We start from the raw sequence: 21222 nt of genomic DNA on the forward strand, positions 1-21222 counted from the left end.
TCAGTTTTTTTATTTTTGACAAATGAAAAATGTTCTATTTGTACCGTGTGATTGAATGTCCTTAAAACCTACGGATTCTAGCAAAGAAATTATTTCTTCATTGGAATAACAAGCTTCTTCAAATGAAAAGTCACTTCTTGTCCAATTATTATCTATATCATGTTGAAATAGTATAAAGTTCATGACTGCTTTTTTATTTTCATTATCATATGTAGAATCAATCATACAAACATATTCATCCGCTGAAATATGAAATGAAGCACTCCAATTTTCAAGAAATCCTTTTTCCATATTCATATCAAATACGAATGTACCTTCGCTATGCAATACGGAGTAGATATTATGAAAAACACTTTTTAATTCATCTAATTTCAAAATATGGTTTAAGCTATCGCCAGTAGAGATAACATATTGAAATTGCTCATTTATATTGAAATAGCGAGCATCATCGACGATAAAGGCTGCGTCTGGAGCGTTTTGACGTGCGTATTCAATCATTTGAGCAGAACCATCTATACCAGTTACTACAAAATGATTATCAATTAATTTCTTAGTAAGGTGACCAGTCCCGCAGCAAAGGTCTAAAATATGAGAATGTGGTGGTGCATATTGTAAAATGAGTTTTTCCAAAAGTAGATAGGAGTGTTCAGCATAATGCCCCCAATGTTTATTATAAATGGATGCGAAAATATCATAATCAGAATATATTAGTTTTTTAGACATATGTATTTGCCCCGAAATTCTTTACATTATAATAGTCATGCTTCGCTTTCATTTCAAAACCACATTGTGTATATAGTTTTAAAGCATTGTTATTTTTCGTTTCGACGTCTAATTTAATTGTTGAAGCTCCTTTTGTAATAAGGGTATGTATCATGGACGTAAGAATATCTTTACCGTATCCTTTCCCTTGATAAGAAGGGTGAACGGCGAATCCTGATAGTGTAGTAGATTGGTCTTCTTTAGAAACTGTAATTGTTCCTATCACTTTTTCATCGATAAGAGCACTGTAAACTTGATGGGAAGATGAATCCATCATCTTTTGTAACCATGTAGCGGTGTTTTCTACTGAATCTCCAAACGCTTTACTAGAAATTTCAATCAGATCAAGCAGTGATTTTGAAGATGCAAGAGTAAGTTGTATAGCATTCTTCGTTCTTTTTTGCGCTTCATTTGCTTTGAACTCCATACTATATTCACTATATAAATAAGGCAGCTTCATATGTATTGCAAATGCTTTCCCAGAAGCAGACTCCCCATTCATAATAAGAAGAGCTTCGTCTGCCTCTCTTAATCGTATTTCTTTCATTGCGGTTTGTAAAAGAGTAGTACCTATATATTGTTTCCTATAGTTCGGATGAACAAAGCCTATTAACTCAAGTTTGGTAGGTCTTTCAAAGTCATACATACTTAATGCACCGACTAATTGAGTATCGTCATAGAGTAAAAAGTCATGTATCTCTTCTTTATTACGAGCAGTTAAAAAGTTTACATGTAAATCTGACGAGTAATCAATTTGATCGTGTTGCCCGCAAATATGAGCTAAATCTTTCATTTGTTGTATTTCACATTCTGTTAAAGAACACTTTTTCTGAATTTCCATTTCATAACCCCTCACCTTCGAATTTAAAAATAGGATGGATGACTTAGCCACTTTTCTAATTCCACACTGCCCTGAACAGATAATAAACGGTACAAATATCGATAAGGACGTCTACATGCTACAAGATTAGGAATAGGCATGATGGTTTCATAACCTTGTTTAAAAGCATGAGCTTCCTTTTCTGTAAATACATATTCTAAGCCGATAAAATCAAATTCTCGGGGAGCAACTGCATAAGCTTCTGTATCTACTAAACCTGTAATAGTTGTACCATCTGATAAAAACTGAGTAGGGTCCATATCAATTAAAACGAGCGTTGCTTCCTTTGGTACCGGTAAGGAAGAAAGTTGTTGTTCAAAAGTAGGAAATGCGTTACGAATGCTCGCATTATCGGAATAAAACCTATTTACAAGTTCTTTACTGACTTTTAATATGTGAGACTTACATTCTTCTAGTGGAACTTGGAAAGTACCTGATGGATTTCCTATAAACTTTGCTTGAAACGAATGAATTTCTGCTAGTCCTTTTCCAAGGCTGAATAAAATTGAATCAGATTGTCCGACAAAGGATTGCAGCGTACTTCCTGTTAGTTTTTCGACACTAACATACTTCCGGCCATTTAAAACATGTTTTTGCAAAATAGTGGGGATGGGCAAGTTAGTATGCTTTTTCAATAATTCGTGTATATGCTCTAAATGATGTACGTTCCTTGGATCGATTCCAAAAAGGTTTTTACATCCCCACCAAAAATCATTGTTTGGTTCTTTAGTCATTTTTGAGGAACGAACAATAACTTCTTCAAATGCTGTTTTAACAAGAAACACATCGCTTGCATGTTCTTCATAACCTGGGTGTAAAGTTTGAATAGATAAAATAGGTGAAGCGAATAGTTGTTGTAGCATGAAATTGCTCCTTTTTCTGTAAATTCGATAAATTTATTATATAACAGAATAGGTTGCAAGTGGATAATGATAGGGACAACATAGAATTTAAATAAATTTACGGTGAGAAATCAGTTTGGAAATTATATTTTTCTACTTTTGTATGAATTATCAAAATAATGTTTTTGATGATAAATCTGTAAAAATACCCAAATATAAATCTCATATTTTTCAGTAAATGAAGAGTTAAGCGCACTTTCAATAGGGGGATAACGTAGGTTATGAAAAATATTTCTCAATAATAAAATGAAGAGAAAAATGTGAAGAAATAGAATAGATTCCTTTATAATAGTTTTAAATTAATTAATATAATTAATTATTAATAATATTAGATAGGAGAGAATATGATGGCAAACGTACTCGTAATAAATTTCCCTGGAGAAGGTCATATAAATCCGACTTTAGCTATTGTAAGTGAGTTAATTCGGCGAGGGGAGACAGTTGTTTCGTATTGTATTGAAGATTTTAGAAAGAAGATTGAAGCAACAGGTGCAGAATTCCGAGAGTTTGAGAATTTTCTCTCTCAAATTAATATTATGGAGCGAGTAAATGAAGGTGGGAGTCCTTTGACGATGCTATCTCATATGATTGGAGCATCAGAGCGTATTGTTACCCAAATTGTAGAAGAAACAAAAGGAGAACAGTACGATTACTTACTATACGATAATCATTTTCCAGTAGGACGTATTATAGCGAATGTTTTACAATTACCTAGCGTTTCGTCTTGTACAACGTTTGCTTTTAATCAGTACATTACTTTTAACGATGAACAAGAATCGAGAGAAGTAGATGAAACGAATCCATTATATCAATCTTGTTTAGCGGGAATAGAAAAGTGGAATAGGAAGTATGGAATGAAGTGTAATAGTATGTATGATATTATGAATCATCCTGGTGATATTACGATTGTGTATACTTCAAAGGAATATCAGCCGCGTTCAGATGTATTCGATGAATCGTATAAGTTTGTCGGTTCATCAATTGCTACTCGAAAAGAAGTAGATAGCTTTCCTATGGAAGATTTAAAAGGTGAAAAATTGATTTTCATTTCTATGGGAACCGTTTTTAATGAACAACCTGAGCTATATGAAAAATGTTTTGAAGCTTTTAAAGATGTAGAAGCGACAGTTGTATTAGTTGTTGGTAAGAAGATAAATATAAGTCAATTTGAAAACATTCCGGATAACTTTAAGTTGTATAATTATGTGCCACAATTAGAAGTATTACAGCATGCTGATGTATTCGTGACACACGGTGGTATGAATAGTTCGAGTGAAGCACTCTATTACGGTGTCCCGTTAGTTGTAATTCCGGTAACAGGAGATCAGCCTTTAGTTGCGAAACGAGTGAATGAAGTAGGGGCAGGAATAAGACTTAACCGTAAAGAATTAACTTCTGAATTGTTACGTGAGACTGTAAAGAAAGTAATGTATGATGTAACATTTAAGGAAAATAGTCGTAAAGTTGGAGCATCACTTCGAAATGCTGGTGGATATAAAAGGGCAGTTGATGAAATATTTAAAATGAAAATGAATTCGTACTTGAAACTTAAATAAATGTTTGAGGCACACTTACTACAATGGGTAAGTGTGCTTCAATAAAAAATTACATAAAAATCACTATAAAGGTGAAACTTTTGTGTATATAAACTGATATCTTTGTATTAGTAGAGAAATTACGTTAAAATAATACTAAGAAAATATATAAGTTTTGGGGGTAATGAATGAAGAAAGTATTTGAATACATATTATTAACAATTGGATCGATTATTGTAGCGGGTTCATTAGAGCTTATTTTAGCACCTAACGGATTAGTAGATGGCGGGGTAACGGCCATTGCTATTATGGCGAATAAAGTTGCTGGATTACCGCTTTATGGAGTGTTCTTAGGAATTAATATCCCAATTTTATTATTTACTGCAAAAGTAATGGGAAAGAAGTTCTTTATTCGTACATCCTATGCTAATGTTGTGACAACACTCGGATTGATTTATTTGAAACCATTTCCAGCAATTACAACTTCTGAATTGTTAATTGTTCTTTATGGAGGAGTTCTATTTGGTGTTGGTGTAGGAATTGTAGTAAAAATGGGCGGAGCAATTGATGGATCAGAAATGTTAGCTGTTTGGATGAATAAACATTTTAAAGTGCCGATTAGTACATTTTTACTTGCTGTAAATGCGGTTATTTTCATCTTTGTTGCCATTTTGTTTTCAATTGAACAAGCGATGTTCTCATTAGCAATTTTCTATATTGTTACGAAGATGATTGATTTCATATTAGATGGTATTAATCAAGGTAAGAGCGTCATGATAATTTCTGCTAAAAATAAAGAAATAGGCGATCTACTTATGAAAGAATTGCAATTATCCGTTACGTATCTACATGGAGAAGGTGGTTTTTTAGGAGAACATAAGAGAATCATTTATTGTATTACAAACCGTTTCATTTATCCGAAAATGAAAGATCTCGTTCTCTCTGTAGATCCAACTGCTATTATTGAAGCTTCCTATTCAACAGAAACAACTGGTGTCAAACGTCCGGGAAGGGCAATGAGATCAGAAAAATAGTGCATAAAAATAGCTCCACGTAAGTATAACTTGCGTGGAGCTATTTTTATTTAGGGAACCACGCTTTTTTCAGTAATTTGACAACAGTTTTAATACATTCCTCTCGAATACTGCCAAAACCGAGCAATACATATGACTCCTCCCTCACATTATAAACAGAATCATATGTGGAGAGAGGGTATAACTTAATACGTTCTTTTGCAGCTGCATGAATAAGTTCTTGTTCATTCATCCCGTTATGAACGTGAAGTACAATATGAAGCCCGGATTGTTCACCGAGTATATGCACGTTATTTCCCATTTCGCTTTTAATAGATTTAATTAAAGAAATATGTTTTCTTTTATATAACGTACGACTTCGGTTAATATGACGTTCCCAATCCCCATTTTGAATAAAGGTGGCGAAGGTAAGTTGTTGCATTGTAGAGACAGTTTGTTTAAACATACCACCAAGTTCTTTATAGACTTTTAAAAGATGAGGTGGTAAAACGATATATCCCATTCGTAAAGAAGGTAAAAAAGATTTCGAGAAAGTTCCCATATAAATAACACGTTCATTTGAATCTAGCCCTTGTAAAGAAGGAATAGGTTTTCCTATATAGCGAAATTCCCCGTCGTAATCATCTTCAATAATATAACCATTACAATCATTCGCCCATTTTAATAACTCGAGTCTTCTAGATAATGGCATAATGATTCCGAGTGGAAATTGGTGAGATGGAGTGACATATGCCACATTGGAACCGGATTCACGTAAAGCGGAAATATGAATCCCTTTATCGTCTAAAGGGATCGGGTGAACAGGAAGGCCACAACTTTGAATCATAGCAGGTATACGGTGAAATCCAGGATTTTCGATTCCGTATTCTTTTTTTGAACCAAGTAGTTGAAGGAGTAGCCAAAGAAGAGGCTGCGTACCTGCTCCAATAATAATTTGATCAGGTGAAGAATGTACCCCGCGAGCATGATATAAATACTTTGAAATATGTTCTCGTAGAACGAGCTCACCTTGTGGATCTTCTTTAGCAAATAATTCATTTTCATACTGAAATAAAGTTTCGTGTAACGCTCTTTTCCAGTTTGTTATCGGAAAAGCTTTTTGATCAATAAGTCCTTGACTACAATCATAATCATATTGTTCTTTTTCTTTATTGTTAGTACTGCTTGACGCAATTTGTTGTTTCTTTTGAATGACATCAATATCTACTTCCGCAACAAAAATCCCGCGTTTCGGTTTGCTTTCTACGTAACCTTCAGCTAGTAATTGTTGATAAGCGGATTCAACTGTAATACGGCTTACATTAAGTTGCATAGCTAAATTTCTGTGAGAAGGAAGACGTGTACCGGCACGTAGTGATCCATGAGAGATTTCTCGTTTCATATATTCGTAAATTTGTAAGTAAATAGGTGTTTTATTTTGTAACACTAATGGGATAGTCAGATCCATTTGTAGACGCTCCTTTTTATACTGGCCTTATAAAAAAGAATAGAACTGTCACTTAAACTAAAGGCAGTCGCTTTCTATAATGATGATATAACATTTAGAAAATTTTATAAATAGTAAGGAGAGAATCATAATGAATATTAAAGAAGTAGTAACAGAGGCAGATTTACATGAAGTATTTCCCGTATTACAGCAGCTGCGAACAAAACTTTCAAGAGAAGAAGCAAGTTCTTTATTTCAAAAAATGAAAGAAGAAAATTATAAACTATTTTCGCTGCGTAACGAAGAGAATGAAGTTGTTAGTCTAGCTGGTGTAGCGATTTGTACGAATTTTTATAATGAGAAACATGTTTTTGTGTATGACCTTGTAACCGCGGAAGCTCACAGATCAAAAGGGTATGGTAATGTTCTGCTGTCATATGTAGAAAAATGGGGGAAAGAAGAAGGGTGCAGTTCTATCGTACTTACATCTGCATTTCCAAGAATTGATGCACATCGTTTTTATGAAAGAGAGGGCTTTAATAAGGTAAGCTATTCTTTTTATAAAGAGTTATAATACTAAGTAGGTTCCGTGTGTAAAAATATATGGAACCTATTTTCTTTTTCAGATTTGAGCTAGGGACAGGTCTAGCGATATGATTTGTCGAATATTAGAAATTTAAAATGGAATCTTGAATTTAGAGAATGTTAGGGGCGTTTATACTTGGAGAAAATAAAGAAATTATCTATACCAAATGATGTAAGAGTCATCATTATTTCTGATATTCATGGAGAATTAGATCTTTTTAAGGAACTACTACATAAAGTTAATTTTCAAGATGAAGATTATTTAATTATTAATGGCGATCTTTGTGAGAAAGGAAGAAATAGTATTGGCGTCGTAAACTATGTGATGGATCTAGTAGTTAGTAAGCCAAATGTGTATGTAATAGAAGGGAATTGTGAAGTTGTAGTTGAAGCACTTGTAAATGAAAATCCTGCTTTAATAAATTATTTGTGTACGCGAAAAAATACAATTTTTAATGAATGGCTAGCGCAATTGAATATTAACGTTCATAAAGAAAGTGATATCCGTGAATTGAAAACAAAATTAATGAGCCATTTCTCAAAAGAAATAAAGTGGCTAACAGAATTACCAACAGCGATTGAAACGGAGGATTATATCTTTGTACATGCTGGCCTTGAAGATAGAGAAGATTGGAAAGAGACAGAACGAAAAAATGCGATAGCAATGCCGGAGTTTTTCAATCAATCACATAAAGCAAATAAGTATGTAGTTGTCGGTCATTGGCCTGTTGTAAACTATTCAGAGAAGGCACCATCTAACAATCCTGTTATTGATAAGGAAAAAAAGATTATTGCAATTGACGGCGGAAATACGATTAAAGAGGCAGGGCAATTAAATGCATTTATCATTCAGAGGAAACCAACAGGTGATAAGTTTTCTTATATATATGTAGACTGTTTTCCAGAATATGAAGTAATAGCAGATTTTCATGCCGATGCAACAATGCAGGGCGGGGTTACCTATCCACATTATTACATAGAGCCTATTGAGAAGAAGCAAGATTACACAATATGCAGGCAAAGGGAAACGAATACATTACTTTATGTGAAAGATGAATATATTAGGCAACTTGATTCAGGTGAATACACAGTGAAAACGGATATATCTTGTGCGCAAATAAGCGTAAAAAAAGGGGATATTGTTTCTCTCATTGATGGTAGCTGCTCAGGATATGATTTAATTAAAAAAGATGGAGTAGAAGGCTGGATAGAGAAAGGGATTTTAGTTGAGATAGAAAAGACGAAAAAGAAAATATTTAGCTGAAATAGGAGGGATGTAACCTCCTATTTTTTTTTAGAAGTAGATTGCTTGCTATCTTTAATAAGTAAATAAATCGTACTCGGTAAAATGACAAGCGTCATTCCTAAAATAATTGTTAGTATAGCATAACCTCTATATGGAGGAGAAACGATAAATGGAAGCCCCACTAGAAAAATACCTGCTATCATCATTGAAATACTACAAATATTTGAAGCTCTTTTTTCAAGGTGCTTATCATTCCATTCCAATGAAACGGTTGATTTACTCGTATCAATTTTGGAGCTGAAATAACCTAGTAATATAAATAAAAGCCCTAATGCTATAAATATGAAATAATCAAGAGGAAGTGAAAAGCCAAGAGCGATAAGGGCAATGACAATATCGACAAAAAATAAGAATAGTAACATTGCGTTGCTGATCAAATGGAGAAATTTCTGGTTACTCGCTGCTTTAGATAAAGCTAAAAATAAAAAAAATACGAAGGAACATATAATTATATTTACGATAACAAAAGTAGCTTTATCCATTGTTGATGTAGGCGTTCCATTGAAGTCCCATTTCGTAACAATATTTGATGGTAAGAAGAAATAGAGAATAATATTTGTCGTAACAATAGTGAGAAATAAAGTAATACTAAATCGATTATTCATTGAATCACCAGCTTTCTACATGAATAATTGGTATCTTATAACAAAATTATACAATATAATAAACGATATCTGTTTTGATTTTTCAGAAAAAACATTATAATTATATATGAAATAAAGAGGAGTGTAGGAGGAAATTATGAAAAGCGTAATCATAAAAGGGGATAGAGTAACAATTCGTACAATTGAAGAATCAGATATAAAAACATTATGGAATCTCATATTTAAAGAAGAAAATCCAGAATGGAAAAAATGGGACGCACCGTATTTTCCGTTTTCGATGCAAGAATACTCAGCCTATAAGGAAAAGATGCAAACTTGTTTAAAAGAAGAACCGCTATCCAATTTAATTATAGAACATAACGGTCAAGTTATAGGGACGGTCGGATTTTATTGGGAGTATAAACCGACGCGTTGGTTGGAGATGGGAATTGTCATTTATAATCCGGCTTACTGGAATGGCGGCTACGGTACAGAAGCGTTAACGTTATATCGGGATTTACTATTTGAAAAGATGGAGATTGGTAGAGTAGGGCTCACGACTTGGTCTGGTAATGAACGAATGATGAAAGTAGCGGAGAAAATAGGAATGACTTTAGAAGGTAGAATGCGCAAATGCCGTTATTATAACGGAACGTACTATGATTCTATTCGAATGGGGATGATTCGTGAAGAATGGGAAGCGCTATGTGTAACAAAGGGGTGAAGGGATATGTACGCTATTATTGCTACATTTGATCGTGTATTTACTAATAAAATTACAGAATTGCAAAATGAATTAACAAATATCATTGGCACAAATCAATTAGCCGGAGCAGAACCTCATATTACGTTAGCTGATTATAATGAGTTAAATGTTCATTTGTATAAGGAGAAATTAGGGGAGTTTGTAGTTATGCAAGAAAATATGGACCCAATAACTTTTCCTTCTGTTGGAGTTTTTCCTACTAACGGAACAGTCTTTCTAGCACCGACTGTTACTGATGCATTGTTAAAATTTCATCATTCTTATCATGATTATTTTAACAATTTTCATGACAACCCAAATTCATATTACGTACCGGGAAAGTGGGTTCCGCATTGTACGATTGCAAATAGATTACATACAAATCAGTTTTTACGTGTAATGGAATATATTTATGAAAAATTTGATCATGCAACAGCTTCAATTGAGAAATTAAAATTAATAAAGGTGAATTATGAAAATGGTTCTGCCATTTCTTCTCGTATATTAGCAGAATATAATTTAAAGAGAATGGAGACATCGAGATGACATATGTAATTAGAGAAATGAAGCAGGAAGATATTCATGCTGTACAATCAGTAGCGAAAATAGCTTGGCATGATACATACGAAGGCATTATTCCGAGAGAGATTCAAGACAGTTTTTTAGACGAGGCTTATTCTGATGAAAAAATGAAATATCGTCTTGAGAATACACATTTATTCGTTGCAGAAGAAGAGGGAGAAGTCATTGGCTTTGCAAATTTTTCACCTGTTAGACTGCAAAACGAAGCAGAATTAGGAGCAATTTATTTGTTACCAGATCAACAAGGGAAAGGGATAGGAAGTGCTTTATTACAAAAAGGGTTAACAATATTAAAAGGAATTCGGAAACTATACATTCATGTAGAAGCAGCGAATGAAAAAGGAAAACGTTTTTATGAAGCGAAAGGTTTTGCACAATTAGAAGAATTTGAAGAAGATTTTGAAGGACATATGATGCAGACAGTAAGGATGGTTTTATACATATAAGGAGGACTAGAAGTGAAAATCTTTGATTTTAGTGAAAAAGTAGGAAAGCAAATTACAGTATTTCAATCTAATTTCATAATGTCGAAAATAGTAAAACATCAAGGGAATATACATATCGGTGCTATGCATTTAAAAGAGAATGGAATAATTGGATATCATGAAGCAGTTGTATCGCAACTGCTTCTTATTGTGGACGGAGAAGGATATGTATGCGGGGCAAATAAAGAAAAAGTGAAGGTGGAAGCGGGACAAGCTGTGTTTTGGGAGAAGGGTGAATTTCATGAAACGAGTACAGAAAAGGGATTGATGGCAATTGTTATGGAAGCGGAGGATCTTGAACGAGCGATATTAATGCCTATTAAAGAGGAGAGTTGTAAAAAATGATAGAAAAGGCAAATCGGGAAGAAACGGACGAAATAATACAATATGCAGCTCAATCGCTTTTTGAAGGTACGAGGGGAAATTGTCGTTTAAATACAGAGAAAGCGATTGAAATTACAGGGCCGATTGTAGAAAAGGGAGCGTATTATTTAGTCGTTAAAGAAGAAAACGTTGTAATGGGTTGGATATTAATAGGGGAAAATACGGACTATTTTTCTCATGAAAAACTAGGGTTTATATACGAATTGTATGTTTTTCCAGAGTACCGCGGGAAAGGATTGTCAAGAAAGTTAATAGAGGCTGGTATTAAGGAATTACAAAAGAATTATTCAGAAATTCGTTTGAATGTATTTGCTGGAAATTTTGCAAAAGAGATGTACGAACAGTTTGGTTTTGTTGAAAGACAGGTCATTATGACTTTGAAGTGAGAATAATAGTTTGAACGGGAGAAGAGAAAGAATGAGAAGAGAAAATGAGTATGTTGCGTATTTACAAAGGTTGTATCCTGAATTGCAAATAAATTCTGTTTATATAAATGAAATAGGTCAAAATAATGATAAGAAAGCTTTTGAAGCTGGAATAGCACAATATGTATAAAAGCCGATTTAAAATCGGCTTTTTATTATTATCGATACATCGTCCACATCCCGATGTCTTTAAACCCTAGACGTTTATAAATTCGTCCAGCAGCTGGATTGTTATAAAACAGGCAAAGTGTTCGGCCTTCTTTCGTAAAGTCTTGAATCATTTTTTGTAATATGAGTGAAGCAAATCCATTTCCGCGGTAATTCGGGTGTGTACATACGCCAACAACCATTGCAGATAATGAATTTTCAGCGGAAGTAGAGGCGGATGCGATGATTGCACCGTCTTTTTCAATATAATATGTACGTCCTGTATTTGTTTCGAGAGCTTGCCTTAAAATTTTTTCTGATTCATGAGCAGTCGGGAATTCATCGATGCTACTTCTTAATTGCATAATTCGCTCTACATCATCTAGTGTGGCAAGTTTAATTGTTTCTTGGGCAGGCGTACTAGGCAAGTTGTCGGCATCTATACATTCGCAAAAATACATTTCATTTTTGGAGCCTAATTGTAGACTGGGAGCAGTTTCAAACCTTTCTACAATAGTTGACTTACCAGAGAGTTTAAGCGGCTTATATGGGGAAAGAAGTGTCTCATAATCAGTGGTAACAAGTTCTTCTTTACTATAGGGTATAAATGAATCGTGGAATCGGAGTAGAATTGATTTTAATGTCCCATTCTCTTTAAATACGCCCCATAATTCTTGAAAATCTGTGTCATAACCGAAAGCTTCAATATCTCCAATAATAAACAAGTTAAGGGCTGCTTCTTCTTTTAGGTAAGCGAATACTTGTTCATGATCTTTCTTTGTTAATTTTCGCATCATAACGAATCGACCTCTTTTTTTATTTTTCTAAATATTACAACTTAAGTTTTTTGAAATCAATATAAAATTTTATGTTTAGTTCACAAACTTTCGGAAAAACTAGGAAAGATATGACAAAGGAGGTTATGAACGGTGGATCATCCAATTCAAGGGTTAATGAAAGCGGCAATGGAAAATTTAAAAGAAATGGTTGATGTAAATACGATTGTTGGAGAGCCTGTTCAAACGGCTGACGGTGGTGTAGTGTTAACGGTTTCTAAAGTAGCGTTCGGTTTTGGAGCAGGAGGTTCTGACTTCCAAACGAATGACGGACAAAGAGCGAACGGTAACCCTGCATTTGGTGGCGGTAGCGCAGGGGGTGTTTCTATTACGCCAGTAGCATTTCTTGTGGTGAATAAAGATGGAGTAAATATTCTTCATTTACAAAATGCGACACATTTAGCAGAAAAAATGATTGAATTAGCTCCACAAACAATTGATAAAATTCAATCGATGTTCCAAAAAGATGAAAAGAAAGAGGGAAATCATCATCCTCAAAACCCAGATGAAATCCTTTAAAAACGCCTGCTTACGAGCAGGTGTTTTTTCTTGTAATCACTGTGTAATAAAACACATGAAATTGTAAATAGTTTTTGAAGTTTTTTCTATGTTTCTAAAATTTTTCATGTTAAAATATGCTATAGAATTGAAACATATAAAACGAAGGTGGCTAGGTGCTTTGTCTGGAGGATCTGACCAAGTAAAGAATATGATATATATTAATGGTAATCGTCGAGGTCATTGTTTTATTACATCAGGAATTACGTTTAAAGAGTTTGCAAGTAACATCCCTTCACCGCTTCATCAAGTGTTGCTTTTAAAGCATAATTTTGAATGGACAGATTTTCATTATCATACTTTATTTGAATATGTTGAGGAAGAAAATATACATAAGTTAATTCAAGCAGAGATTGATGAATTTGATGAATTTTGTTGGGTAGATTTTGATGATGCAAGCGATTTAGATGAACTAGAGCCAAAAGAAATTGCAGAGCTTTTATATTTGGCTCACAAAAAAGAACCACTTGCAAGAACGTTCTTTCCTTTATTGAAAAATAGATTTGTTTATTTTTCACATGATGACGGATGGTACAACAAAGTGTATTATCGTAGAATTGCCGATTTTGTAGGAATGTTAAGTAAAGTTATTCCTTATAAACTCGGTGCTTTCGGTAAGAAACGTTTTTCTTTCTTCCAAAAATCAAAAATTTTCCCAGCAATTTCAAAAGAAGTGATTATGGGGCTTCTTCCATTAATGGAAGATGGTCTTTATATTGATCTGGCAGGGAAAATTGAGTCAAGAAGGGGTCTTGAAATTCCGGTATATGTAGTTGGTTCGTATGAAAGTACGGATGAGGTACTAGATAATATCGATGAATTGAAAGAAGAAGCAACAGAGACTGGTTGGCTTATTTTTGATAAGAAAGAACAAGAGTGGCAATGGGTTGTGGACTAAGAAAACTTGGCGCATGCAGTCAAGTTTTCTTGTCTTTTGAAAGGAGTACAAATGAAGAAATATTATACAATTGTGGGTATTGTAAGTATTATTCTTGTGGCAATTTTACTTATCACTTGTCCGAAAGAATCAGATTTTAAATTGTATCTAGAAGATAAGTATGCATTGAAATGTGACGAGGGTAGTTTTGAATGCACACAAAATGTAGATGGTAAAAAAGAAAAACTAAAATTTGAAAGTACAGATGCACGAAATGGTGTATTCTTTATGACTGTAAAGCAAACATTTAAAACAGAAGCTGATGTTACAAAAGAATATAGCGGGGTAGGAATGTTTGGTACATTTCTTTTTGTTTCAGAGAAGACTTTCTAGTAATAGAAGGTCTTTTTTTTATGCTTATGTTCATATAGATGAAGTAAGACAAGCATAGGAGGGATATTGATGAAGAAGGAATGTATTGTTTGTGGCGGTGAGGAGTTTTTCTCTTCTACATTATACGCACGTACGAAACAAGATTGGGCATATGCGCCAAATATGTATCGATTTGAAAAGGTATTTATTGAGCATCGGGATGAAGAAAATTATCCAGTGTTTCAAGAAATTACAGCGAAGCATTGTTGTGGATGCGGTCATATTATGTTGTATCACGAATGAACACACCAAGTATAACTTGGTGTGTTTTTTTAAAACGCTGACAAAGCAAGCGGATAAAGTAAAGTAAATAAAACAGAAAAACTACCAAAACCAATTGCTGTATATCCAAGTGTTCTTGCTCCAAAATTGACAGCTAATAAGCCAACTAAAATCGCAAGAGAACCGAGTGTAACTGGATAAAATGCAATGGAGAAAAGCGAAAGAAATAAAGCGACATAGCCTATCATTGCACCGGTATTTGTACCTTCTATTTCATTTGCAATTTCTTTACGTTTATGTCTAATTGGAATGCCAGCTGGTGATATTTCAGCTGCATACTCTTCGTTTTTTTCACCACTTTTAAAATGATGATTTCTCTTTCTTCGCATGTACATCCCTCTCTTTCAATTGGGTGTACTTATAGTATCTTTCATAAAGAGAAGAACATGAGTATGAGTTAAACCCAAGTAAAGCAAAAATTGGAGAATAAAGATTCCTTTATTAGCATGTACATTTCCTAATGAAGATAAAACAGGAATTTTGGAAAATGATGTAGAATGAAATGAGTGATAAAGCGTGAAGGTAGGGGAATGTATGACGAAATTTAATTGGCATGAATCAGCAGAGAAGAAATGGGATAGTAGTGCAGAGTTTTGGAATCAAAATAGTCAGGAGATGTGGGATAGTGGGAGTAGGAGTACGATTATTCCATTTTTTGAACAATATGTGAAGAAAGAAGCCAAGGTGCTTGACGTTGGTTGTGGAGATGGATACGGTACATATAAATTAAGTCGCGCGGGCTATAAAGCAGTTGGAGTAGATTTATCAGAAGTGATGATTCAAAAAGGGAAGGAGCGCGGAGAGGGACCGGATTTATCCTTTATAAAAGGAGATCTTTCTTCCTTACCGTTCGAAAATGAACAATTTGAAGCAATTATGGCAATTAATTCTTTAGAATGGACCGAGGAGCCATTACGAGCATTAAATGAGATAAAGCGTGTTCTAAAAAGTGATGGGTATGCATGTATTGCAATTTTAGGGCCGACAGCAAAGCCAAGAGAGAACAGTTATCCTCGTTTATACGGCAAAGACGTTGTATGTAATACGATGATGCCTTGGGAATTTGAACAGTTAGCAAAAGAACAAGGTTTTAAAGTTGTAGATGGTATCGGTGTATATAAGCGCGGAGTAAATGAGAAGATGTTAGGTCAACTATCTACAGAGTTACAACAATCGTTAACGTTCTTATGGGTATTTATGTTAAAAAAGCATAAAGAAATGAAAGAATTTTTAGGAGGTAAATAAGTGCAGAAAATACAAAAAACTGATACAATATCATCAGAACCAATTAAAGGGGGACTAGGGTATATGACAACTACTACAACAGTTAAATCCGACATTGAAATCGCACAAGAAGCAAGTATGAAGAAGATTCAAGAAATTGCAGCTGAATTAAATATTTTAGAAGATGAATTAGAGCCATACGGTCATTATAAAGGTAAGTTATCTCTTGATATTTTTAAGCGCTTACAGAATGAGGAAGACGGTAAAGTTGTTTTAGTAACAGCGATTAACCCAACTCCAGCTGGAGAAGGTAAATCAACAGTAACAGTTGGTTTAGGTCAAGCTTTTAATAAAATTGGTAAGAAAACAGTAATTGCACTTCGCGAACCATCTCTTGGACCAACGATGGGGCTAAAAGGCGGAGCAGCAGGTGGTGGTTTTTCACAGGTTGTACCAATGGAAGACATTAACCTTCACTTTACTGGAGATATCCATGCGATCACAACTGCTAATAACGCGTTAGCGGCGTTTATTGATAATCATATCCAACAAGGAAATACACTTGGAATTGATACGCGTAAAATCGTTTGGAAACGATGTGTTGACTTAAATGATCGTGCCCTACGTAACGTAGTAATTGGTCTTGGTGGACCGGTTCAAGGTGTACCACGTGAAGATGGTTTTGATATTACAGTAGCATCTGAAATTATGGCCGTATTCTGCCTTGCAACAGATATTCAAGATTTAAAAGCACGTCTATCGCGCATCGTAGTTGCTTATAACTTTGCAAATCAACCTGTAACGGTTAAAGATTTAGGTGTAGAAGGTGCGTTAACATTATTATTAAAAGATGCATTAAAGCCAAACTTAGTGCAAACGTTAGAAAATACACCAGCTATCATTCATGGCGGACCATTTGCGAATATCGCTCACGGTTGTAACAGTGTTATCGCTACAACAATGGCAGCAAAATTAGGTGATTATGTTATTACAGAAGCTGGATTTGGTGCAGATTTAGGTGCTGAGAAGTTTTTAGATATTAAAGCTCGTGCAGCTGGCATTAAACCAGAAGCAGTTGTTATTGTTGCGACGATTCGTGCGCTTAAAATGCATGGTGGCGTAGCAAAAGATCAATTAAAAGAAGAAAATGTAGATGCATTAGCAAAAGGTATGGAGAACTTACAGAAGCACGTTGAAACAATTCAAAGCTTCGGTGTGCCTTTCGTAATTGCAATTAATAAATTCATTACAGATACAGATGCAGAAGTTGCATACTTACAAGAATGGTGTAATGAGCGTGGCTATGCGGTATCCTTAACAGAAGTTTGGGAGAAAGGTGGCCAAGGCGGAGTTGACCTTGCTGAAAAAGTGTTAAAAGAAATTGAAAAAGGTGAAAACAACTACGCACCACTTTATGAATTAGAATTACCATTAGAAGAGAAAATTCGTACAATTGCTCAAAAAGTGTACGGCGCAAAAGATATTGAATTTGCTCCGAAAGCACGTAAGCAATTAGCTCAATATGAAGGCGAAGGTTGGAGTAACCTACCAATTTGTATGGCGAAAACACAATACTCTCTTTCTGACGATGCAACGAAATTAGGTCGTCCATCTGACTTTATCGTTACAATTCGTGAGCTAAAACCATCTATTGGTGCAGGCTTTATCGTTGCGTTAACAGGAACAATGTTAACAATGCCAGGCCTTCCAAAACAACCAGCAGCACTACAAATGGATGTAAATGAAGATGGAAAAGCAGTAGGTTTATTCTAAAAGGTTGTAATTCATCTCGTTTATCTGTAAACTATATATACATCAAGTGGCGCCTTTCCATCGAAAGGCGCCTGTTTTTTGGAGGAAATTATGTTTGATCCAACTGCTTTTGATAATTTAAAAGTAATCGTAGAAGGCGCTGTTTATGATTTTGATTTACATGGAGATATTCTTGTAACTGATCGAAAAGATATGATGGACCTTGCTTCATTAAGTCGTATATATCATATTTCATTTCAATTAACAGAACCATTCGAACCGTTAGTAGAAGCAACATTTTCACTATCTGTAGATGCAAAGAACTTGTCTGGTGAAATATTAGAAGTACCACAATTTACACCAGGTTGTGAAATGAAATTAGCATTTTCATTCCCGATAGAAAAACCAGAAGTAATGTGCGAAGAAATTGAAACTTTCATGCATTCTATATGGGGAAAAGAAAGAATGATTACGCAAAAACTTTCATACGAATATAATAAGCAAGCGATTTCATATCATAATAAGGTAGAGGTTCTATTTCAAAAAGCGATTACAGAAGACCATGTTGATGATTTAATAGCTGTTATTTCACACATGATAGAAACGGTGCGAACAATACAACATTTTCTTCAAAAATAGAGATAAAGGAGAAAAACAAATGATAAAAGATATGCAACCATTTTTACAACAAGCTTGGGAGAAGGCTGGTTTTAAAGAGTTAACTGAAATTCAAAAACAAGCGATTCCAACTATTTTAGAAGGACAAGACGTTATAGCTGAATCTCCAACTGGAACAGGAAAAACATTAGCGTACTTATTACCCCTTTTACATAAAATTAATCCTGAAGTAAAACAGCCACAAGTTGTTGTTTTAGCACCAACACGTGAACTTGTCATGCAAATTCATGAAGAGGTTCAAAAGTTTACAGCAGGAACTGAGATCTCAGGTGCATCTTTAATTGGTGGTGCAGATATTAAGCGCCAAGTTGAAAAATTAAAGAAACACCCGAGAGTGATTGTCGGTTCACCGGGACGTATTTTAGAATTAATTCGTATGAAAAAGCTAAAAATGCATGAAGTGAAAACAATTGTATTTGATGAGTTTGATCAAATTGTAAAACAAAAGATGATGGGCGCTGTACAAGATGTAATTAAATCTACGATGCGCGATCGTCAATTAGTATTCTTCTCGGCTACAATGACAAAAGCAGCAGAAGATGCGGCGCGTGATTTAGCAGTTGAACCACAATTAGTACGTGTAACACGTGCAGAATCAAAAAGCTTAGTTGAGCATACGTATATCATTTGTGAGCGACGCGAGAAAAATGATTACGTAAGAAGAATTATGCATATGGGCGATGTAAAAGCAGTTGCTTTCTTAAACGACCCATTCCGTTTAGACGAAATTACTGAGAAATTGAAATTCCGTAAAATGAAAGCAGCGGCTCTTCATGCAGAAGCAAGTAAACAAGAGCGTGAAGCGACGATGCGTGCTTTCCGCGGAGGAAAATTAGAAATTTTACTTGCTACTGATATTGCAGCACGCGGTATCGATATTGACGATTTAACACATGTAATTCACTTGGAATTACCAGACACAGTAGACCAATATATTCACCGCTCAGGACGTACTGGACGTATGGGTAAAGAAGGAACTGTTGTATCTCTTGTAACACCGCAAGAAGAGCGTAAATTACTACAATTTGCGAAAAAACTAGGTATCGTATTTACGAAGCAAGAAATGTTCAAAGGATCATTTGTAGAAACAAAACCGAAAGCACCAAAGAAAAAGAAACCAGCATTTACTGGGAAGAAAAAGCCTAGATAAAGAATGGGGAAGGCGTAACTATTTGTAGTTACGTCTTTTTTGTTTGTCATTAAATGAAAAAGGAATAATAACAGTATCTGTAGAAAGCTACATAGAATATAAAAATCATTAGGGGGAAATGCAGTGATCCATAAAGTAGGACAAATTATGTTATATGTAAATAATCAAGATGAGGCAGTCAATTTTTGGACGGAAAAGATAGGGTTTCATGTAGTAGCAGAGGAAGATAACAAACAAGGAATGAGATGGATTGAAATCGCTCCGACTAACGGTGCTGAAACGAGCATTATACTACATAACATGTATTAACCCAAACAAACCCTTTCAATACAAGGTTTGTTTGGGTTTTTTATATAAAATGCAAACATTTTGCAAACATTAGCTACCCAAAGATACTTTTACCAAAATTTTTCACTGCTTCTTCCTGCATGTTCGGTAAAACATGAGAATAAACCCTGAGTGTCAATGAAATGTCTGTATGACCTAATCTCTCACTGATAATTTTCGGGTTAACTCCTTGTTTCAATAATATAGTTGCGTGTGTATGTCTTAAATCATGGATTTTAATTTTCTTCACTTTTGCATTGTTTATTTCTTTATAAAACTTTCTCCTAAAAGCATCTCTCTTTAAAACCCCACCCGATTCATTACAATTAATTAAATCTAAATCTTGATAAGCAGAACCCATTCGTAATTTCTCTTTATTAATTTGTATTCGATGTTTTTTTATTGCTTCTATTGTTTCTACGGGAACAGGGATTGTACGTTTTGATGCATTTGTTTTTGCGGTATTTTTAACTTTATCATCACCGCCAACAGTTTGATTGATGGTGACTGTATGATTTCTAAAATCAACATCCTGCCAACGTAAGCCTAAAACTTCTCCCAAACGCATGCCTGTAGTAATTGCTATTAAGTAAGCAATGTGATATCGTGATTCTTGTGAATGTAATAAAAAACGTTTTACTTCTTCCTCTGTCCACGTCTGGATGGAGGTTTTTTCTTTTTTTGGTATCTCCACAAAATCAGCCGGATTTCTAGAAATAATATTTTGTTTTACGGCTAAATTTAAAGCTGTTTTTAATATCCGATGCAATAGGAGTATAGAATTATTTGAAACACCATTATCCAGTGCTGACTTATAGCATTTTTGAATGTGAATAACATTTAATTTATGAAGTGCAATCATTCCTATGCTAGGTATAATATGATAGGTTATATTGCTACTATAAGAACTGAAGGTACTCTTTTCTACACACATCTTTTTAATTTCTAACCACTGAACCAAGTAATCCTTTAAAGTGATCTTAGACGGCTCCACAAAAGTCCCTTCATTCAACTCAGTAATTTTTTTTGCTACATCAGCCTGTGCTTCTTTTTTTGTCTTATAGCCAGAAAACCACTTCTGTCTTCTTTTTCCTGTCTCTGGATCAGGACCGATATCAATAACGATACAGTACTTATTTCCTCTTTTTCGAATATGTCCTTTCACTTAATACACTCCTTCATTTTGTTTTGAATCAAGTTGTGTAAGTCTAGTTGTATTTTTGCTGCTATGAAAATTACATGTTTGGACATATCAGCGATGGATATATTTTATCATATTTAAATTGTTATTAATGAATAAAAGTATCCGTTAAGGTAATTTTTA

At 34.4% G+C, this 21222-nt stretch carries 26 protein-coding genes and 1 pseudogene; 19 read left to right on the forward strand and 8 right to left on the reverse strand.

Going from position 1 to position 21222, the window contains the following annotated elements; translation table 11 throughout:
- Window positions 1–9 precede the first annotated feature (9 nt).
- Genes EGX95_RS08845 through EGX95_RS08855 form a run of 3 tightly spaced genes read right to left on the reverse strand, consistent with a single transcriptional unit; the run spans window position 10 to window position 2505 of the window.
- Window positions 10–723, reverse strand: a complete 714-nt coding sequence (locus EGX95_RS08845) for a class I SAM-dependent DNA methyltransferase (RefSeq protein ID WP_000038488.1) — start codon at window positions 721–723, stop codon at window positions 10–12.
- Window positions 716–1603 (reverse strand): GNAT family N-acetyltransferase, encoded by an 888-nt coding sequence (locus EGX95_RS08850; protein WP_000405443.1) that lies wholly within the window; start codon window positions 1601–1603, stop codon window positions 716–718. The genes EGX95_RS08845 and EGX95_RS08850 overlap by 8 nt, the downstream gene beginning before the upstream one ends.
- Window positions 1604–1626: 23 nt before the next feature.
- Window positions 1627–2505 (reverse strand): hypothetical protein, encoded by an 879-nt coding sequence (locus EGX95_RS08855; protein WP_000941353.1) that lies wholly within the window; start codon window positions 2503–2505, stop codon window positions 1627–1629.
- Between the two features lie 386 nt (window positions 2506–2891).
- Between EGX95_RS08855 and EGX95_RS08860 the strand changes: the two genes are divergently transcribed.
- Entirely contained in the window at window positions 2892–4100 is a 1209-nt protein-coding gene (locus EGX95_RS08860) for a macrolide family glycosyltransferase (protein WP_000024474.1), read from the forward strand.
- A gap of 167 nt (window positions 4101–4267) precedes the next feature.
- Complete coding sequence (locus EGX95_RS08865; protein WP_000755118.1) at window positions 4268–5113, forward strand: YitT family protein; 846 nt, start codon at window positions 4268–4270, stop codon at window positions 5111–5113.
- Between the two features lie 46 nt (window positions 5114–5159).
- Here the strand turns inward: EGX95_RS08865 and EGX95_RS08870 are convergent, their stop codons facing one another.
- Entirely contained in the window at window positions 5160–6560 is a 1401-nt protein-coding gene (locus EGX95_RS08870; protein WP_000366295.1) for a MocR-like pyridoxine biosynthesis transcription factor PdxR, read from the reverse strand.
- Window positions 6561–6690: 130 nt separating this feature from the next.
- Between EGX95_RS08870 and EGX95_RS08875 the strand changes: the two genes are divergently transcribed.
- On the forward strand, window positions 6691–7113 hold the full coding sequence (locus EGX95_RS08875; RefSeq protein ID WP_001021918.1) for a GNAT family N-acetyltransferase: 423 nt from the start codon (window positions 6691–6693) through the stop codon (window positions 7111–7113).
- A 147-nt stretch (window positions 7114–7260) separates the two neighbouring features.
- On the forward strand, window positions 7261–8388 hold the full coding sequence (locus EGX95_RS08880) for a metallophosphoesterase (RefSeq protein WP_000411326.1): 1128 nt from the start codon (window positions 7261–7263) through the stop codon (window positions 8386–8388).
- Between the two features lie 20 nt (window positions 8389–8408).
- Here the strand turns inward: EGX95_RS08880 and EGX95_RS08885 are convergent, their stop codons facing one another.
- Window positions 8409–9035, reverse strand: coding sequence for a DUF1648 domain-containing protein (locus tag EGX95_RS08885; RefSeq protein ID WP_001065183.1), 627 nt, complete (start codon window positions 9033–9035; stop codon window positions 8409–8411).
- Window positions 9036–9171: 136 nt separating this feature from the next.
- On the opposite strand from EGX95_RS08885, the gene EGX95_RS08890 reads away from it, so the two are divergent.
- From EGX95_RS08890 to EGX95_RS08915, 6 genes are read left to right on the forward strand one after another with little or no spacing between them, the layout of a single operon-like run.
- Window positions 9172–9738 (forward strand): GNAT family N-acetyltransferase, encoded by a 567-nt coding sequence (locus EGX95_RS08890; RefSeq protein WP_000843676.1) that lies wholly within the window; start codon window positions 9172–9174, stop codon window positions 9736–9738.
- A gap of 6 nt (window positions 9739–9744) precedes the next feature.
- Window positions 9745–10305: a 2'-5' RNA ligase family protein gene (locus EGX95_RS08895; RefSeq protein WP_000270875.1), complete on the forward strand. Its 561-nt coding sequence runs from the start codon at window positions 9745–9747 to the stop codon at window positions 10303–10305.
- Window positions 10302–10787 (forward strand): GNAT family N-acetyltransferase, encoded by a 486-nt coding sequence (locus tag EGX95_RS08900; RefSeq protein ID WP_000222820.1) that lies wholly within the window; start codon window positions 10302–10304, stop codon window positions 10785–10787. The genes EGX95_RS08895 and EGX95_RS08900 overlap by 4 nt, the downstream gene beginning before the upstream one ends.
- A gap of 12 nt (window positions 10788–10799) precedes the next feature.
- Window positions 10800–11171, forward strand: a complete 372-nt coding sequence (locus EGX95_RS08905) for a cupin domain-containing protein (RefSeq protein ID WP_000688099.1) — start codon at window positions 10800–10802, stop codon at window positions 11169–11171.
- A complete protein-coding gene (locus EGX95_RS08910) occupies window positions 11168–11596 on the forward strand; it encodes a GNAT family N-acetyltransferase (RefSeq protein ID WP_000570282.1) in 429 nt (142 codons plus the stop codon). The genes EGX95_RS08905 and EGX95_RS08910 overlap by 4 nt, the downstream gene beginning before the upstream one ends.
- 31 nt (window positions 11597–11627) lie before the next feature.
- Window positions 11628–11765, forward strand: a complete 138-nt coding sequence (locus EGX95_RS08915) for a hypothetical protein (RefSeq protein ID WP_001250696.1) — start codon at window positions 11628–11630, stop codon at window positions 11763–11765.
- A gap of 28 nt (window positions 11766–11793) precedes the next feature.
- On the opposite strand, the gene EGX95_RS08920 is transcribed toward EGX95_RS08915, so the two are convergent.
- A complete protein-coding gene (locus tag EGX95_RS08920; protein ID WP_000984767.1) occupies window positions 11794–12579 on the reverse strand; it encodes a GNAT family N-acetyltransferase in 786 nt (261 codons plus the stop codon).
- 132 nt (window positions 12580–12711) lie between these two features.
- Here EGX95_RS08920 and ytfJ point away from each other — a divergent pair, with 132 nt between their 5' ends.
- The 4 genes from ytfJ (at window position 12712) to EGX95_RS08940 (ending at window position 14728) form a co-directional block, all read left to right on the forward strand.
- A complete protein-coding gene (gene ytfJ / locus EGX95_RS08925; RefSeq protein WP_000349987.1) occupies window positions 12712–13137 on the forward strand; it encodes a GerW family sporulation protein in 426 nt (141 codons plus the stop codon).
- A gap of 160 nt (window positions 13138–13297) precedes the next feature.
- Entirely contained in the window at window positions 13298–14074 is a 777-nt protein-coding gene (locus EGX95_RS08930) for an oxalate:formate antiporter (protein ID WP_000014091.1), read from the forward strand.
- Window positions 14075–14125: 51 nt separating this feature from the next.
- Complete coding sequence (locus EGX95_RS08935; protein ID WP_000761177.1) at window positions 14126–14446, forward strand: hypothetical protein; 321 nt, start codon at window positions 14126–14128, stop codon at window positions 14444–14446.
- Window positions 14447–14515: 69 nt separating this feature from the next.
- A complete protein-coding gene (locus EGX95_RS08940) occupies window positions 14516–14728 on the forward strand; it encodes a hypothetical protein (RefSeq protein WP_000711202.1) in 213 nt (70 codons plus the stop codon).
- A gap of 29 nt (window positions 14729–14757) precedes the next feature.
- On the opposite strand, the gene EGX95_RS08945 is transcribed toward EGX95_RS08940, so the two are convergent.
- Window positions 14758–15096: a hypothetical protein gene (locus tag EGX95_RS08945; RefSeq protein ID WP_001253199.1), complete on the reverse strand. Its 339-nt coding sequence runs from the start codon at window positions 15094–15096 to the stop codon at window positions 14758–14760.
- Between the two features lie 205 nt (window positions 15097–15301).
- Between EGX95_RS08945 and EGX95_RS08950 the strand changes: the two genes are divergently transcribed.
- The 5 genes and pseudogenes from EGX95_RS08950 to EGX95_RS08970 form a co-directional block, all read left to right on the forward strand.
- Window positions 15302–16012: a class I SAM-dependent methyltransferase gene (locus EGX95_RS08950; RefSeq protein WP_000160038.1), complete on the forward strand. Its 711-nt coding sequence runs from the start codon at window positions 15302–15304 to the stop codon at window positions 16010–16012.
- Window positions 16013–16075: 63 nt separating this feature from the next.
- Window positions 16076–17764 (forward strand): formate--tetrahydrofolate ligase, encoded by a 1689-nt coding sequence (locus EGX95_RS08955; protein ID WP_012580602.1) that lies wholly within the window; start codon window positions 16076–16078, stop codon window positions 17762–17764.
- A gap of 90 nt (window positions 17765–17854) precedes the next feature.
- Complete coding sequence (locus EGX95_RS08960; RefSeq protein ID WP_000460208.1) at window positions 17855–18382, forward strand: hypothetical protein; 528 nt, start codon at window positions 17855–17857, stop codon at window positions 18380–18382.
- Window positions 18383–18401: 19 nt separating this feature from the next.
- A complete protein-coding gene (locus tag EGX95_RS08965; protein WP_000588613.1) occupies window positions 18402–19571 on the forward strand; it encodes a DEAD/DEAH box helicase in 1170 nt (389 codons plus the stop codon).
- 123 nt (window positions 19572–19694) lie between these two features.
- Window positions 19695–19871 (forward strand): annotated as a pseudogene (locus tag EGX95_RS08970) (VOC family protein); the annotation flags it as partial.
- Between the two features lie 82 nt (window positions 19872–19953).
- Here the strand turns inward: EGX95_RS08970 and EGX95_RS08975 are convergent.
- A complete protein-coding gene (locus tag EGX95_RS08975; RefSeq protein ID WP_000675867.1) occupies window positions 19954–21063 on the reverse strand; it encodes a site-specific integrase in 1110 nt (369 codons plus the stop codon).
- Window positions 21064–21222 lie beyond the last annotated feature (159 nt).

Origin of the sequence: Bacillus sp. FDAARGOS_527, from assembly GCF_003812125.1 — a bacterium.
GTDB lineage: Bacteria > Bacillota > Bacilli > Bacillales > Bacillaceae_G > Bacillus_A > Bacillus_A paranthracis.

What these genes read in the sequence shown, in the direction of transcription:
- EGX95_RS08875 (WP_001021918.1), top strand. Translation starts at nt 6,691, where the DNA reads ATGAATATTAAAGAAGTAGTAACAGAGGCAGATTTACATGAAGTATTT.
- EGX95_RS08955 (WP_012580602.1), top strand. Translation starts at nt 16,076, where the DNA reads ATGACAACTACTACAACAGTTAAATCCGACATTGAAATCGCACAAGAA.
- EGX95_RS08865 (WP_000755118.1), top strand. Translation starts at nt 4,268, where the DNA reads ATGAAGAAAGTATTTGAATACATATTATTAACAATTGGATCGATTATT.
- EGX95_RS08855 (WP_000941353.1), bottom strand. Translation starts at nt 2,505, where the DNA reads ATGCTACAACAACTATTCGCTTCACCTATTTTATCTATTCAAACTTTA.
- EGX95_RS08965 (WP_000588613.1), top strand. Translation starts at nt 18,402, where the DNA reads ATGATAAAAGATATGCAACCATTTTTACAACAAGCTTGGGAGAAGGCT.
- EGX95_RS08895 (WP_000270875.1), top strand. Translation starts at nt 9,745, where the DNA reads ATGTACGCTATTATTGCTACATTTGATCGTGTATTTACTAATAAAATT.
- EGX95_RS08910 (WP_000570282.1), top strand. Translation starts at nt 11,168, where the DNA reads ATGATAGAAAAGGCAAATCGGGAAGAAACGGACGAAATAATACAATAT.
- EGX95_RS08920 (WP_000984767.1), bottom strand. Translation starts at nt 12,579, where the DNA reads ATGATGCGAAAATTAACAAAGAAAGATCATGAACAAGTATTCGCTTAC.
- EGX95_RS08935 (WP_000761177.1), top strand. Translation starts at nt 14,126, where the DNA reads ATGAAGAAATATTATACAATTGTGGGTATTGTAAGTATTATTCTTGTG.
- EGX95_RS08950 (WP_000160038.1), top strand. Translation starts at nt 15,302, where the DNA reads ATGACGAAATTTAATTGGCATGAATCAGCAGAGAAGAAATGGGATAGT.
- EGX95_RS08945 (WP_001253199.1), bottom strand. Translation starts at nt 15,096, where the DNA reads ATGCGAAGAAAGAGAAATCATCATTTTAAAAGTGGTGAAAAAAACGAA.
- EGX95_RS08870 (WP_000366295.1), bottom strand. Translation starts at nt 6,560, where the DNA reads ATGGATCTGACTATCCCATTAGTGTTACAAAATAAAACACCTATTTAC.
- EGX95_RS08885 (WP_001065183.1), bottom strand. Translation starts at nt 9,035, where the DNA reads ATGAATAATCGATTTAGTATTACTTTATTTCTCACTATTGTTACGACA.
- EGX95_RS08915 (WP_001250696.1), top strand. Translation starts at nt 11,628, where the DNA reads ATGAGAAGAGAAAATGAGTATGTTGCGTATTTACAAAGGTTGTATCCT.
- EGX95_RS08850 (WP_000405443.1), bottom strand. Translation starts at nt 1,603, where the DNA reads ATGGAAATTCAGAAAAAGTGTTCTTTAACAGAATGTGAAATACAACAA.
- EGX95_RS08900 (WP_000222820.1), top strand. Translation starts at nt 10,302, where the DNA reads ATGACATATGTAATTAGAGAAATGAAGCAGGAAGATATTCATGCTGTA.
- EGX95_RS08960 (WP_000460208.1), top strand. Translation starts at nt 17,855, where the DNA reads ATGTTTGATCCAACTGCTTTTGATAATTTAAAAGTAATCGTAGAAGGC.
- EGX95_RS08890 (WP_000843676.1), top strand. Translation starts at nt 9,172, where the DNA reads ATGAAAAGCGTAATCATAAAAGGGGATAGAGTAACAATTCGTACAATT.
- EGX95_RS08940 (WP_000711202.1), top strand. Translation starts at nt 14,516, where the DNA reads ATGAAGAAGGAATGTATTGTTTGTGGCGGTGAGGAGTTTTTCTCTTCT.
- EGX95_RS08845 (WP_000038488.1), bottom strand. Translation starts at nt 723, where the DNA reads ATGTCTAAAAAACTAATATATTCTGATTATGATATTTTCGCATCCATT.
- EGX95_RS08860 (WP_000024474.1), top strand. Translation starts at nt 2,892, where the DNA reads ATGGCAAACGTACTCGTAATAAATTTCCCTGGAGAAGGTCATATAAAT.